This window comes from Sphingobium sp. JAI105 (assembly GCF_015752145.1).
In the GTDB taxonomy this organism is placed as follows: domain Bacteria; phylum Pseudomonadota; class Alphaproteobacteria; order Sphingomonadales; family Sphingomonadaceae; genus Sphingobium; species Sphingobium xenophagum.
The window spans coordinates 2,792,611-2,805,306 of record NZ_JADOUC010000001.1; the positions used below are offsets into that span (position 1 = coordinate 2,792,611).

The 12,696-nt window shown below is 64.8% G+C and carries 11 protein-coding genes; 5 read left to right on the forward strand and 6 right to left on the reverse strand.

The window, feature by feature from the left end; translation table 11 throughout:
- Window positions 1-41: 41 nt before the first annotated feature.
- Window positions 42-1,640 (reverse strand): sensor histidine kinase, encoded by a 1,599-nt coding sequence (locus IWY39_RS13435; protein WP_107123330.1) that lies wholly within the window; start codon window positions 1,638-1,640, stop codon window positions 42-44.
- The gene (locus IWY39_RS13440; RefSeq protein WP_019053050.1) at window positions 1,609-2,313 is read right to left on the reverse strand and encodes a response regulator transcription factor; all 705 of its coding nucleotides are present in this window, start codon (window positions 2,311-2,313) and stop codon (window positions 1,609-1,611) included. Before IWY39_RS13440 ends, IWY39_RS13435 begins: the two co-directional genes overlap by 32 nt.
- Before the next feature lie 293 nt (window positions 2,314-2,606).
- Between IWY39_RS13440 and IWY39_RS13445 the strand changes: the two genes are divergently transcribed.
- The 3 genes from IWY39_RS13445 to IWY39_RS13455 all read left to right on the forward strand — a co-directional run bounded on the left by IWY39_RS13445 (window position 2,607) and on the right by IWY39_RS13455 (window position 5,625).
- Window positions 2,607-4,211 (forward strand): phosphoenolpyruvate carboxykinase, encoded by a 1,605-nt coding sequence (locus tag IWY39_RS13445; RefSeq protein ID WP_019053049.1) that lies wholly within the window; start codon window positions 2,607-2,609, stop codon window positions 4,209-4,211.
- Between the two features lie 114 nt (window positions 4,212-4,325).
- The gene (locus IWY39_RS13450; RefSeq protein WP_026002527.1) at window positions 4,326-4,643 is read left to right on the forward strand and encodes a hypothetical protein; all 318 of its coding nucleotides are present in this window, start codon (window positions 4,326-4,328) and stop codon (window positions 4,641-4,643) included.
- A 163-nt stretch (window positions 4,644-4,806) separates the two neighbouring features.
- On the forward strand, window positions 4,807-5,625 hold the full coding sequence (locus IWY39_RS13455) for a ferredoxin--NADP reductase (RefSeq protein WP_107123329.1): 819 nt from the start codon (window positions 4,807-4,809) through the stop codon (window positions 5,623-5,625).
- A 158-nt stretch (window positions 5,626-5,783) separates the two neighbouring features.
- Here the strand turns inward: IWY39_RS13455 and IWY39_RS13460 are convergent, their stop codons facing one another.
- Together IWY39_RS13460 and IWY39_RS13465 are read right to left on the reverse strand one after the other, a co-directional pair.
- On the reverse strand, window positions 5,784-7,622 hold the full coding sequence (locus IWY39_RS13460; RefSeq protein WP_107123328.1) for a DUF885 domain-containing protein: 1,839 nt from the start codon (window positions 7,620-7,622) through the stop codon (window positions 5,784-5,786).
- An 85-nt stretch (window positions 7,623-7,707) separates the two neighbouring features.
- Window positions 7,708-8,169 carry a hypothetical protein gene (locus IWY39_RS13465; RefSeq protein ID WP_107123533.1) on the reverse strand — a complete coding sequence of 154 codons (462 nt, stop codon included), beginning with the start codon at window positions 8,167-8,169 and terminating at the stop codon, window positions 7,708-7,710.
- Between the two features lie 319 nt (window positions 8,170-8,488).
- Here IWY39_RS13465 and IWY39_RS13470 point away from each other — a divergent pair, with 319 nt between their 5' ends.
- On the forward strand, window positions 8,489-10,027 hold the full coding sequence (locus tag IWY39_RS13470) for a methyl-accepting chemotaxis protein (RefSeq protein WP_181316560.1): 1,539 nt from the start codon (window positions 8,489-8,491) through the stop codon (window positions 10,025-10,027).
- Between the two features lie 60 nt (window positions 10,028-10,087).
- Here the strand turns inward: IWY39_RS13470 and IWY39_RS13475 are convergent, their stop codons facing one another.
- Both IWY39_RS13475 and IWY39_RS13480 read right to left on the reverse strand, forming a co-directional pair.
- Entirely contained in the window at window positions 10,088-10,531 is a 444-nt protein-coding gene (locus tag IWY39_RS13475; RefSeq protein WP_107123326.1) for an NfeD family protein, read from the reverse strand.
- Window positions 10,532-10,826: 295 nt separating this feature from the next.
- Entirely contained in the window at window positions 10,827-11,798 is a 972-nt protein-coding gene (locus IWY39_RS13480; RefSeq protein WP_107123532.1) for an SPFH domain-containing protein, read from the reverse strand.
- Between the two features lie 75 nt (window positions 11,799-11,873).
- On the opposite strand from IWY39_RS13480, the gene IWY39_RS13485 reads away from it, so the two are divergent.
- Window positions 11,874-12,689, forward strand: coding sequence for an HpcH/HpaI aldolase/citrate lyase family protein (locus tag IWY39_RS13485; RefSeq protein WP_107123325.1), 816 nt, complete (start codon window positions 11,874-11,876; stop codon window positions 12,687-12,689).
- Window positions 12,690-12,696 lie beyond the last annotated feature (7 nt).

The following is a 12,696-nucleotide window of genomic DNA, read 5'->3' on the forward strand; positions in this document are numbered from 1 at the left end:
CTAACGGCCTGTCGCCAACCGCCATGGCGGGGCGATCGCGATCATTCCGATACCATCCCCGGATCGCGCGCCACCGCCATCGGCAGGTGCAGGATGAAGCAGGCGCCGCTCTGGGCGTCCTGACGGTCGGCGATGCTGATGCGGCCCTGATGACCGTCGATGATCGAGCGGGCGATGGCGAGGCCCAGGCCAGAATGCTTGCCGAAACTTTCGCCTTCGGGGCGGACGCTGTGGAAGCGGCGGAAGACATGCTCGCGCTCCGATTCGGGGACGCCCGGTCCTTCATCCTCGACGCTGACAAGCACCTGATCGTCGGCGACGGTCGCGACCACCTGAACCAGTCCGCCGTCCGGCGAGAAGGAAATGGCGTTGTCGATCAGATTTTCCAGCACGCGCACCAGCCGCTGCTCCTCGCCCAGCACCACCGCGACATTCTTGCGCGGGCGGGCGAAGGCAAGCCGCACGCCGCGGGGTACGCCGCGCGCCTCATGCGCGCCGACGATCCTTTCGATGAGCTGGCCAAGGTCCACCGGCTCGAACCGGGTGCGGGACAGTTCGGCATCGACGCGGGAGGCTTCGGCAATGTCGGTGACCAGCCGGTCGAGACGGCGGACATCGTCCTGCGCGATCGCCATCAACTGCGCGCGCAGGTCCGGCCGGTCGACCCGCTCGAGCGCGTCGAGGGCGGAGCGTAGCGAGGCGATGGGGTTTTTCAGTTCATGGCTGACATCGGCGGCAAAGGCGTCGGTCGCGTCGATCCGCTGGCGCAGCGCCTGGCTCATGTCCGACAGGGCGCGGGCGAGCATGCCGATTTCGTCGCGCCGTTCGGGCAGGCGCGGCACGGTCACCTGCCGCGCGCGGCCCAGCCGCACGCGCACGGCGGCGCGGGCAAGGCGCTGGAGCGGGAGCACGATGGTGCGCGCCAGGAACAGCGAGAGCAGGACCGATGCCAGCACCGCGACCGCCAGCACCATGCCGAGGCGCAGCCGCTCCGCGCGGACGGTGCGGGTGATGTCGCGGGCATTTTCGGTCGCGAACAGGCTGGTTCCGTCGCGCATCGCCACGGCGGCGGAGATCACGAAGGTCCGGTCGGGGGCATAGCGGTTGACCGCCTGCGGCCGCCCCGTCTTGCGCGCCATCTGCACTTCGGGCCAGGCGTCCGCGCGATCGACGGCGGGTTCGATGAAGTCGGGCGGCCGGTCCGCCGACACGACCCGGTCCATCGCCTTGTCAAGGAAGCGTGCGACATGGCGCTGCCAGTCCTCTTCCGACGGCTGGCGCAGGCGATAGCGCGGCGCGTCCATGGCGAAACTGTCGGACAGGCGATGGCCGTCGGGCGCGTAGCGGCGCACCCGGTCGCCGGTCTGGCGGGCATAGGCGGCGATCAGCTGACGCTGGCGTTCGGGCGGCACGCTTTCCAGCCCGATCGCCAGCAATTGCAGTTCCCGCGCCGACTGTTCCAGCCGCGCGTCGACGATGCGCGTGCGATAGCTGTCGAGATAGAAAAATCCCCCCGCCAGCAGCGCCAGCGCAAAGACGTTGACGGCCAGGATGCGCGGCGTGAGGCTGATCCGCCCGGACCAGCGCAGGCCATCAGCACCCAGGCTGTCACTCTTCGGAGAAGCGATATCCGGCGCCATAGAGTGTGTCGATTGCGTTGAAATCGGAATCTACCTCGCGGAATTTGCGCCGCAGCCGCTTGATATGGCTGTCGATGGTGCGATCGTCGACATAGACGTCGTCCTGATAGGCGGCGTCCATCAACTGGTTGCGGTTCTTGACCACGCCGGGGCGGGTGGCCAGCGTTTCGAGGATGAGGAATTCGGTGACAGTCAGCGTCACGTCCTGACCGTTCCATTTCACCCGATGGCGGGCGGGGTCCATTTCCAGCCGCCCGCGGATGATCGGGTCGGCGACCGGCTGGTCGGGGGTTTCGGGCGTCCGGCTGACTTCGGCGCGGCGCAGGATCGCGCGGATGCGGGCGATCAGCAGCCGTTGGGAAAAGGGTTTGGAGATATAGTCGTCCGCCCCCATCGCCAGCCCCAGCGCCTCATCCAGCTCATCCGCCTTGGACGTCAGGAAAATGACCGGCATCGGGCTTTTTTCCCGCAGGCGGCGCAGCAGTTCAAGGCCATCCATGCGCGGCATCTTGATGTCGAACACCGCCAGATCGGCGGGATTGTCGAGCAACGCCTTCAGCGCGCCTTCCGGGTCGGAATAGACCCGCGTCATGAAGCCTTCGGTCTGGAGCGCGATCGACACGGACGTCAGGATATTCTTGTCGTCATCCACCAGGGCGATGGTTGCTGTCATGCGGCATCCCAGAAATATGTGTGGTCAGAAACATGCGTGGCGGGGGCGGAACGAGCGTTAGACGATGCCAGCGCGCGCTGCAAGGAAGGCGGGGTCGGCCGATCATGCGGCAGGACAGTCGCTATTCGGGACAAACGCCTGAACACAGGGATTTGACGCACCCTACGCAAAGCCGTATGCCGCCAATGTCTGCAAGAATGACGCCGCCCGCAAGATAGCGGCGCTGAGGGGCGGACCGGTCGCGAATATACAGAATGTTTGTGACACGGAATTATTACATCAGGAGCAAAGGCGTGCAGGCCAAATCCTCAATCACCCTGGCCAACCAGGGCATTACGACCAATGCCGTCCAGTTCTGGAATCTCGGCACCGCGCCTCTGGTCGAGGCGGCGATCCGCAACGGCGAAGGCATATTGTCGAAGGACGGCCCGCTGGTCGTCAAGACCGGCAAGCATACCGGCCGCAGCGCCAAGGACAAGTTCATCGTCCGCGATGCCGAAACCGAATCGACGGTGTGGTGGGGCGAGACCAATCGCGGCATGACTCCGGAACATTTCGCCGCGCTCAAGGCGGATTTCTTCAAGGCGCTGGGCGAAAAGGACACGCTCTATGTCGCCGACCTGTTCGGCGGTTCGCAGCCCGAACATCGCGTCAATGTGCGCGTCATCAACGAGCGCGCCTGGCACAACCTGTTCATCCGCACCCTGCTGGTGCGTCCCACGGCCGATGAACTGGCGGGCTTTGCGCCCGAATATACGATCATCGACCTGCCCACGTTCAAGGCCGATCCGGCGCGTCATGGCTGCCGCAGCGAAACCGTCGTTGCCGTCAACTTCACCGAAAAGCTGATCCTGATCGGCGGCACCGCCTATGCCGGTGAAATGAAGAAGTCGGTGTTCGGCATCCTCAACTATCTGCTGCCGGTCAAGGGCGTGATGCCGATGCACTGTTCGGCCAATATCGGCCCGAACGGCGACACGGCTGTGTTCTTCGGCCTGTCCGGCACGGGCAAGACCACCCTGTCGGCGGACGCCAGCCGCACGCTGATCGGCGATGACGAGCATGGCTGGTCGGACACTGCCGTGTTCAATTTCGAAGGCGGCTGCTACGCCAAGATGATCAACCTGTCGGCCGAGGCCGAGCCGGAGATTTTCGCCACTACCAAGCGTTTCGGCACGGTGCTGGAAAATGTCGTGATTGACGAGGAGACTCGCGAAATCGACCTGGACGACAATAGCCTGGCGGAAAACAGCCGCGGTTCCTACCCGATCGACTTTATCCCGAATACATCGGAAAAGAATCTGGGTCCGGTGCCCAAGAATATCATCTTCCTGACCGCCGACGCCTATGGTGTGCTGCCGCCGATCGCGCGGCTGACCCCGGAACAGGCGATGTATCATTTCCTGTCGGGCTACACCGCGCGCGTTGCAGGGACCGAGATCGGCGTGACCGAGCCGACCGCGACCTTCTCCACCTGCTTTGGCGCGCCGTTCATGCCGCGTCATCCCAGCGTCTATGGCAATTTGCTGAAGGAACGGATCAACAAGGGCGGGGTCACCTGCTGGCTGGTCAATACCGGCTGGGCCGGTGGCAAGGCGACGATGCCGGGGATCAAGCGGATGCCGATCAAGGTGACCCGCGCGCTGCTCAACGCCGCGCTCGACGGCAGCCTGAACCAGGCCGAATTCCGCACCGATCCCAATTTCGGCTTCGACGTGCCGGTGGCGGTCGCTGGTGTCGATTCGACCATCCTGGACCCGCGCGCGATGTGGGCGGACGCCAACGCCTATGATGAAACCGCTGCCGTGCTGGTCAAGCAGTTCGTCGACAATTTCGCGCAGTTCGAGGATCATGTGGACGAAGGCGTACGCAGCGCGGCGCTGGTCGCTGCCGCCTGATCGGACGCATTCGCGCAAATCGGGGCCGGGGGAGCGATCCTTCCGGCCCTTTTTCTTTTTGCACCTGCGTAACGATGCTATGGTAGCTGCCGGTGCGAAGCAGGAGTGACGATGATGGGCATGTTCGACGATCTAATCGGCAAGGTGGGCGGTCTGGAAGCGATCGCGGCGCAGATCGGCCTGACGCCCGAACAGATGCAGGGGCTGATGAGCGAGATCAGCGGCAAGATCGGGTCGGGTGAAACCAGCGTGGCGGCGCTCGCCGAAACCGCGGCGGAACATGGCGTGTCGGCGGACAAGTTGCAGGAATTGCTCGCCCAGTTCGGTGGCCCCGAAGCGATATTGGGCAAGCTGGGCGGGATGTTCGATCGCGATGGGGACGGCAATCCGCTCAATGAACTGGGTGGCCTGGCGAAGGGTCTGTTTGGCTGAACAGCCCGACCGCTGCGGGGGGCAGCTATCGGCCCCCCAAGTTTTTTTCGCCTTGCCTTCATGGGGCGATGGCTCCATTCGCGTCAGATATCAGTTGTTGCGAACGATACGCAACAGGCGCGGCCCGCCCGGCCCGCGCGCATAGATGGCAAGGAAGAAGGTCTTGACCGACGTGACGATCGAAAAGCCGCAATTGGAACCCACCGGCGCGCTGAGCGTGGAAACGGTGCTGTCGGTGCGGCACTGGAACGAGCATCTGTTCAGCTTCCGCATCACCCGCCCGGCAAGCTTCCGCTTCCGTTCCGGCGAGTTTGTGATGATCGGCCTGAAGGGCGAAAATGGCAAGCCGCTGCTGCGCGCCTATTCGGTCGCCAGCCCGTCATGGGACGAGGAACTGGAATTCCTGTCGATCAAGGTCGAGGATGGCCCGCTGACCAGCAAGCTCCAGCTGATCGAGCCGGGCGACCAGATCTATCTGGGCCGCAAGCCGACCGGCACGCTGGTGACCGACGCGCTGCTGCCGGGCAAGCGGCTGTTCATGCTGTCGACCGGCACGGGCCTGGCCCCATTCTTGAGCCTGTCGCGCGACCCGGACGTGTATGAATTTTACGAGCAGGTCGTCGTGATCCATTCGGTACGCCGGGTCAGCGATCTGGCGTTCCGCGAGGAGCTGGAATCCAAATGGGCGGAAGATCCGCTGGTGTCCGAACAGGCGCCGGCGCAGTTCCATTATGTGCCGACCGTGACCCGCGAACCGTTTGACGGCCACACCGCGCGGATCGACAAGCTGGTCGAGAGCGGCGCGCTGTTCGAGGGGATTCCGGGCGCAGGGAAATTCGATCCCGAAACCGACCGGATCATGATGTGCGGGAGCATGGAGATGATCAAGCAGTTCGCCGCCTGGTTCGAGGCGAATGGCTTTACCGAAGGCTCCAACGCCGCGCCGGGGCAATTCGTCATCGAGCGGGCGTTTGTGGGGTAAAACCCAATCGCAGCGGAACAGGACGGGGCCGGGGGAGCGATCCTCCGGCCCTTTTTTTCGTCAGGGGGTTGAAGCAGCGTGCTCCCGCGCAGGCGGGAGCCCAGTAGAAAGGGCGGGACTGGGCTCCCGCCTGCGCGGGAGCACGTTGCTTTTTGAACCTAACCGCGCTTCCGCTCCGCCACCCATGCGTCGACATGGCCGGCCAGCACGGTCATGGGCACGCCGCCGCCCTTGACCACGGCGTCGTTGAACAGGCGGAAGTCGAAGCGGTCGCCCAGCGCGGCCTTGGCCATGCTCCGCAGGCGGTTGATTTCGCCATGGCCGACCTTGTAGCCGCAGGCCTGACCCGGCCAGGCGCAGTAGCGGTCGACTTCGGCCTGGACATCCTCGACCGTCGATCCGTTGGTGGTGGCGAACCAGTGGATCGCCCTGTCGCGAGTCCAGCGTTTGGCGTGGAGGCCAGTGTCGACCACCAGACGGCAACAGCGATAGGCGATCGACTGGAGATAGCCCAGCCGCCCGGCGACATCGCCGTCATAGGCGCCCAGTTCGTCGCCCAGCTGTTCGGCATAGAGCGCCCAGCCCTCGCTATAGGCGTTGAAGGCCAGCAGCGACCGGATCAGCGGTAGTTTGTAGGTATATTCGCCCTGCCAGATATGGCCCGGTATGCCTTCATGATAGGTGAGCGTCGGCAGGCCGTAGCGCGGCCAGATGCTGGTGTCGCGCAGGTTGATATAATAGTTGCCCGGCGTCGTCCCGTCGATGGACCCGGCCCCGGCATAGGCACCGGGCGCGCCCGCCTCGATCTCCACCGGCACGCGCTTGACGACCAGTTTGGCGGGGACCAGCGTGGCGAAGGCGCGGGGCAGGCGGGTACGGATGTCGGTCAGGCGGCCGTCGATATAGGCCAATATCTGCGCGCGTCCCGTATCGTCATTGGGGAAGAGGTAGCGCGGGTCTTTGCCCATCGCGGTCATCCGCTCGCCCACAGTGCCGCGGGTCATGCCCAGACCCCTGAGCAGCCCGTCCATTTCGGATTGGAGGGCGGCCAGTTGCTCCAGCCCCAGTTGGTGCACCTCTTCGGGCGACATGGTGGTCGTGGTCCCGGCTTTGAGCGCCCAGGCATAATAGGCCTCCCCTTCGGGCAGCTTCCACACGCCCGCGTCCATGGTCGCGGTGGCGCGCTGGCGCTTGAGTTCGGCGACCTGGGCGGCGAGCGCCGGGGCGACTTTGTCCCGCACGATCTGAAGCGCTCTTGCCCCATAGTCGCCCGGCATCGACGCGGTGCGGCGGGCGATGGAGGCGACCGGCACCCACTGGTCGAGCGGCAGGGCGCGCACGGCTTCCATCTGGGCAATGCTCTTGTCGAGCAGGAAGGCGGGGGCGCTGACGCCGATGCCCGCATCATGGCGCAATCGCTGCGTTTCGCCGGCCAGATTGGCGGCATAGGCGGTGAGCCGGTCGAGATAGGCATCGGCGTCGGCGGGGCTGGCGATGGCATGATTGCTGTCGAGGAAATCGGGGGTCTCGACAAAGCTGCCGGTATTCTGCGCAACGGCATAGGGCGCGTTGCGGTAGGACCAGTTGCTGTTCATGATCGCCGTGTCGCCAAAGGGGAAGGCGAACCCTTCCGCCGCCAGTTCGTGCGCGGCGCGGGCGACCTCCACATTGGTGCGGGTGACGGGGGAGAGCGGGGCAAGGTCGATGGCGCGGAGCTTGCTCAGGCGGTCGGTCACATGGGCGGCGATCTGCGCCTGGCCCGCCGGGCTTTTATTGCCGAGCCGATGCTTGAGCGCGGCGCGCGGGCCAGTGTCGATGCCAAGGCCGCTGGCGCTTTCGGGCGCATCGACCAGCATCGCTTCGGCCATGGCGGAAAGGGTCGCTTCGGCGCGGGCGTCCGGGCCGGATGCAAGGGCGTCGGCAGCGCAAGCGGGCAGCGCAGTCAGGGCGAAGGCGGAGGAACCAGCGACGAGGAAATCGCGGCGAGTGGCAGTCATGCAAGCGCTCCGGGATAGGATAGTTGCCGCTTAACTTCGCATATTTCCCGGCAAATGCGACATGATATTTCCTACTGGCGACAGATCATAACAAATCGCTGCGTGCCTGTTCCGTCTGCTCGCGCTGGTCGATCCGCACACGATGGGGCATATGCGCGCGCAGCCCTTCGACGTCGCCCGCCAGCGAGCGCAGCGCCGCGAACATGATGCGATGGTCCGGCCCGGTGCGATAGCCGACCTCCCGCCTGCCCCGATAGAGCGGTCGCGGCGCATCGTCATGGATCAGCGCCATCGCGCGATCCCGCGCGGCATCCAGCCCCATTTCGATCGCCCAGTCCCACGCTGCGGCGAAACTGTCCGCGCCGGGCCGCGCACGCAGATGATAGGCCGAACGCGGCGAACAGCCCACGCTGCGCGCCGCATGCGCGACAATGCCGCACTGGGCCAGCGCGGCGATAAACGCCGCCTGCGCATCAGGCGTCCATCCGCGCGCACGGCGCTGAAGCGGGACCGGGGTGAAGCGGAGAAGGTTGGGAGCGTCGGACATGATGGGGAGCATGGCATGGGAAACGGGGTGTAGGACAGGGGGCACGACTGGCTGGTCGCGGACGGGCCATTGCCCGACGCCAGAATGCCGGGTGGGCGATTGTCAGACCGTGGGCGGTCGAGAATGGAAATGTCTGGTTCGGCGCGGAGGCGCCGCAAAAAATTCCTATAAGTAGTGATGAGCTATTTCCGGCCTCCGCTACAAAATTAACCAAATTTTGAGCTTATTTGTAGTATTATATCGCATGGCAGCAACTAACTTTCGCTTATTTGCTATTGGGACGCCACGATTCCTTTCACGGGTTCGTAAGGCGGCGCCCATGCCTGATCATGTGATCGAGGGGCAATTGCGGGCCGCGCGTGAGGGGTATGCCGCAACATTTGTCGGAACCATCACCGTTGCGCTCCTGCTGGCCATTGCGGTCCCCGACACCGGGCATCGATGGCAGGTGGTGGTCGCGGCCACATTGTTGATTGCATTTTCTATCTGCAATTTTCTGGCGTGGCGTCGTGAGCGACGCGCAGGCTGGCACTATCCCGATCCCACGCAGAGCGTGAAACGACTGACTTGGGTCAGCTTCGTTACTGCGCTGCTGTGGGGAATATTGCTGGGTGCGGCGATCTACGAGGCGCCAACCGATTGGGAATTGCTGATATCCTGCACGCTGGTCGGCGTTGGATGTATCGGCCCCCTTAATGTGGCGACCGTGCCCAAGGCGAGCCTGGGCTTTATGGCCGGATGGTTGGTGATGTCCGTGGTCGACATGTTCCTGATCGCGGAAGCTCCATTAGAAGTGCTGCTGGCGCTAACGGTTTTCATTGCGCTGTTTGCGCGGAGCATCCTGGCGATGTCGCGCGCATCGTCCGACGCAATCCGGTCGCATGACGATCTTGTCGCGGTGACCCGCGAGCATGAGCGCCTGGCATTGCAGGCGGAGACAGCGCGGTTGCAGCTGATGGTCAGCGAAAGTGATGCTCAGGCGCGCGCGACCAGCCTTGCCGTCGAGCATCGTCGGCAGGAGATGACGGCCCTGGCCACCCAATTTGAACGGACAGTGGCGGACGCGGTCACGGCGCTGGGAGCAGCCGCTGAAACGGCGCAGCATTCAACGATGTCGCTCGCGTCGATCAGCGTCGCGGATGCCGATGCGGCGGGTCGCACGGCCGAGGTCGCCCACCGGATCGAACAGGCGGGACAGATGATGCGCGAGACCGCAGCACAGCTTGGCGATTCTGTCGGCAAGGTCGGAACGCAGGTCGAAGCGCAGGTCGCGCTGGCCATGGCCGCTGCAGACCGATCAACGGGTACCCAGGCGGCATTCCGTGCGCTTGTCGCAGATGCGCAGGGGATCGGCGACATCGTCGCGTTGATCGAGGAGATTGCACGGCAAACCAATTTGCTGGCGCTGAATGCCGCGATCGAGGCTGCGCGTGCCGGCGCGACCGGAAGCGGATTTGCGGTCGTCGCGTCGGAGGTAAAGTCCTTGGCCGGGCAAACCCAGCGCGCAACGGGCGATATTGCACGAAGAGTGGCAGCCATTCAGGAGCGCGTCGCCAGCGCGGTCGATAGCGTGTCTGCGGTGATCGGCCATGTCGATGAGGTCGCGGGCATAGCCGATACAGTGACTGCCGCGGTGATCGAACAACAGCGCGTCGCCGCCTTGATCGGGCTGTCGGCCGACGAAACCGCCGATGGAACCGAAAGCCTGTATAATGATGTGGCCGATACTGCGCGGCGGGCGGAGCGGACGCGCTTACTGACCGCCGAAGTCGCCGATGCCACCAACCTGATCGTCACGCGCGTGACCGCATTGGGGCATACTACGCAGCAACTCCTGTCCGAATTGCGGGCCGCTTAAAGCCGAAGCCGCAATTGTGGCGATGTCGCCCTGGCACTGCAGGACGTGGTGCGCCCGCCCCTAAATCCCCTCCACCCGCAACGCCGTCCCCTCCGCTGCGATCACGCGCACTCGTGCGCCAACCTCTGCGTCCGGGCCTAGCGCAGTCCAGACGCTGTCGCCGACTTTGACGCGGCCTTCGCCGCCCACAATCGGCTCCACCACGGTGACGGTCTGGCCGATCAGGCGGGCGGTGCGGTCGTTGAGGAGGGGGTCGGTGGAGGCGACGGGGTGGTCGGCATACCAGCGGCGACCGGCCCAGACGGCAGCGATGCTGAGGGCTGCGAAGATCAGCAGTTGCAGCGGCAGGCCGATGGGCAGGGCGAGCGCGGCCAGGCCGGTGATGGCGGCGGCGATGGCGATCCAGATCAGGAACACGCCGGGGATCATCACTTCGGCGATGCCCAGCAGGGCGGCGAATACCAGCCAAGCCCAATGATCTTCGAGCAGGGTAGCGATGGTCATGGGGCGGGGGTCTCTTTGCTTCCGTCATGCCCATGCGGGCGGTGAACGATGTTCGGCGTCAGCCAATCCGTCTCGCAAGCGTGGCGTTGGGTGGAGAGGTTGGGAGATGGGTCCCCGCCTTCGCGGGGATGACGGGGTGGTTGGTGGCTGGACATAAGGTCCGTTCGTTTCGAGCGTAGTCGAGAAACCGGTGTGCGACGTTTCTCGACTACGCTCGAAACGAACGGAGGTGGGGGTGTGGCGGAGTTTGAACCTGAAGGGGAGGGGCCAAGAGCGTTGGGCGCGCCCATCGCGCTTACCCCTGGCTCTGGCCGAAAGGGCCGCGCCGGGGGGCGGGCGGGGTTGGCGTGGGGGTGCCGTCGCTGCCCAGCGCTTCCTTCGCCAGCGCGCCGATGCCGCCCAGCGTGCCGATCAGCTGGGTCGCCTCGACCGGGAAGAGGATGGTCTTGGCATTGGGGCTGGTGGCGAACTGGCTGACGGCTTCGGTATATTTTTGCGCGATGAAGTAATTGAGCGCCTGCGGGTTGCCCGCCGAAATGGCGTCGGACACCATCTGCGTCGCCTTGGCTTCGGCCTCCGCCTCGCGCTCGCGGGCTTCGGCGTCGCGGAAGGCGGCTTCGCGCCGACCTTCGGCCTGCAATATCTGGCCCTGCTTTTCCCCTTCAGCGCGCAGGATTTCGGCGGCCCTTGCGCCTTCGGCATCCAGGATGTTGGCGCGCTTTTCGCGTTCGGCCTTCATCTGGCGGCCCATCGCGTTGACGATGTCGGCGGGCGGGCGGATGTCCTTGAGCTCCACGCGGGTGATCTTGATGCCCCAGGCGTTGGTCGCATGATCGACCACCGACAGCAGCCGGGCGTTGATCTCGTCACGTTTCGACAGGGTTTCGTCGAGGTCCATAGAGCCCATGACGGTGCGCAGGTTGGTGGTGGCGAGCTGCATGATCGCGACATAGAGTTCGGACACTTCATAGGCCGCCTTCGCCGCGTCCAGCACCTGGAAGAACACGACGCCATCGACCGACACCATGGCATTGTCCTTGGTGATGATTTCCTGCCCCGGAATGTCGACCACCTGTTCCATCATGTTGATCTTGCGACCGACTGCGTAGAAGAAGGCGGGGTAGAAATTGAGGCCGGGCTTGGCGACTTCGGTGAAACGGCCGAAGCGTTCGATCGTATATTGATAGCCCTGCCGCACCACCTTTACGCTGACGGCGAGGTAGAAGAGCACGAGCGCTGTAAGTGTAAGGGCGAAGGTCGTCAGCATCATGGTCTCCCCGAAACAGGCTTGGACTATGCGCTTTATTCGTTAACGGGGAAAGTCAAACCAAGGAGAGTTTCGATGTTGCTGCGTCATGCCCGTTCGCTGCTGTTCCTGCCCGCATCCAATGCGCGCGCCATCACCAAGGCGCGCAGCCTGCCGTGCGACATGGTGATACTGGACCTGGAAGATGCTGTGCCGGACGAGGCGAAGGCCGACGCGCGGGCGGGTGCGGTGGCGGCGCTGGCCGAGGGCTTTGGCGGGCGCATCACCGGCGTGCGGATCAATGTGGAAGGGACTCCCTGGCACGGCATGGAGATGGTCGCGATGAAGGGGGCGAGCGTCGATTATGTGGTGCTGCCCAAGGTGGAGAATGCCAAGCAGGTGCGCGACGTGTTCAGCGTGGCGCAAAAGCCCGTGATCGCGATGATCGAAAGCGCAAAGGGCGTGCTGGCCGCGCCATCCATCGCGGCGGGCGAAGGGTGCGCGGCGCTATTCATCGGCGTCAATGACCTGCGCCGCGACCTTGGCATACCCGCCGGTGCGGGGCGCGAAGGGCTGACGCTGGCGATGCAGACGGTGGTGCTGGCGGCGCGGGCGGCGGGCATCGCGGTGTTCGACGGGGTCTATAACCGGCTGGACGATCTGGACGGGCTGGCGGCGGAATGCATCGCCGGTCACCATCTGGGCTTTGACGGCAAGACGCTGATCCATCCCGCACAGGTGGCGGTGGCCAACGAGGTGTTCGGGCCGGACGCGCAGGCGCTGGCCGACGCAAGGCGGCTGATCGAGGCGGCGACCGGCGGGGCGGAGCGGTTCGAGGGGCGGATGATCGAGACGATGCATGTCGAGGAAGCGCGCGCTCTGGTGGCGCGGGGGGACGCGGTGGGGGCGTAAGACTTTC

What these genes read in the sequence shown, in the direction of transcription:
- IWY39_RS13435 (WP_107123330.1), bottom strand. Translation starts at nt 1,640, where the DNA reads ATGGCGCCGGATATCGCTTCTCCGAAGAGTGACAGCCTGGGTGCTGAT.
- IWY39_RS13470 (WP_181316560.1), top strand. Translation starts at nt 8,489, where the DNA reads ATGCCTGATCATGTGATCGAGGGGCAATTGCGGGCCGCGCGTGAGGGG.
- IWY39_RS13440 (WP_019053050.1), bottom strand. Translation starts at nt 2,313, where the DNA reads ATGACAGCAACCATCGCCCTGGTGGATGACGACAAGAATATCCTGACG.
- IWY39_RS13465 (WP_107123533.1), bottom strand. Translation starts at nt 8,169, where the DNA reads ATGTCCGACGCTCCCAACCTTCTCCGCTTCACCCCGGTCCCGCTTCAG.
- IWY39_RS13485 (WP_107123325.1), top strand. Translation starts at nt 11,874, where the DNA reads ATGTTGCTGCGTCATGCCCGTTCGCTGCTGTTCCTGCCCGCATCCAAT.
- IWY39_RS13460 (WP_107123328.1), bottom strand. Translation starts at nt 7,622, where the DNA reads ATGACTGCCACTCGCCGCGATTTCCTCGTCGCTGGTTCCTCCGCCTTC.
- IWY39_RS13480 (WP_107123532.1), bottom strand. Translation starts at nt 11,798, where the DNA reads ATGCTGACGACCTTCGCCCTTACACTTACAGCGCTCGTGCTCTTCTAC.
- IWY39_RS13475 (WP_107123326.1), bottom strand. Translation starts at nt 10,531, where the DNA reads ATGACCATCGCTACCCTGCTCGAAGATCATTGGGCTTGGCTGGTATTC.
- IWY39_RS13450 (WP_026002527.1), top strand. Translation starts at nt 4,326, where the DNA reads ATGGGCATGTTCGACGATCTAATCGGCAAGGTGGGCGGTCTGGAAGCG.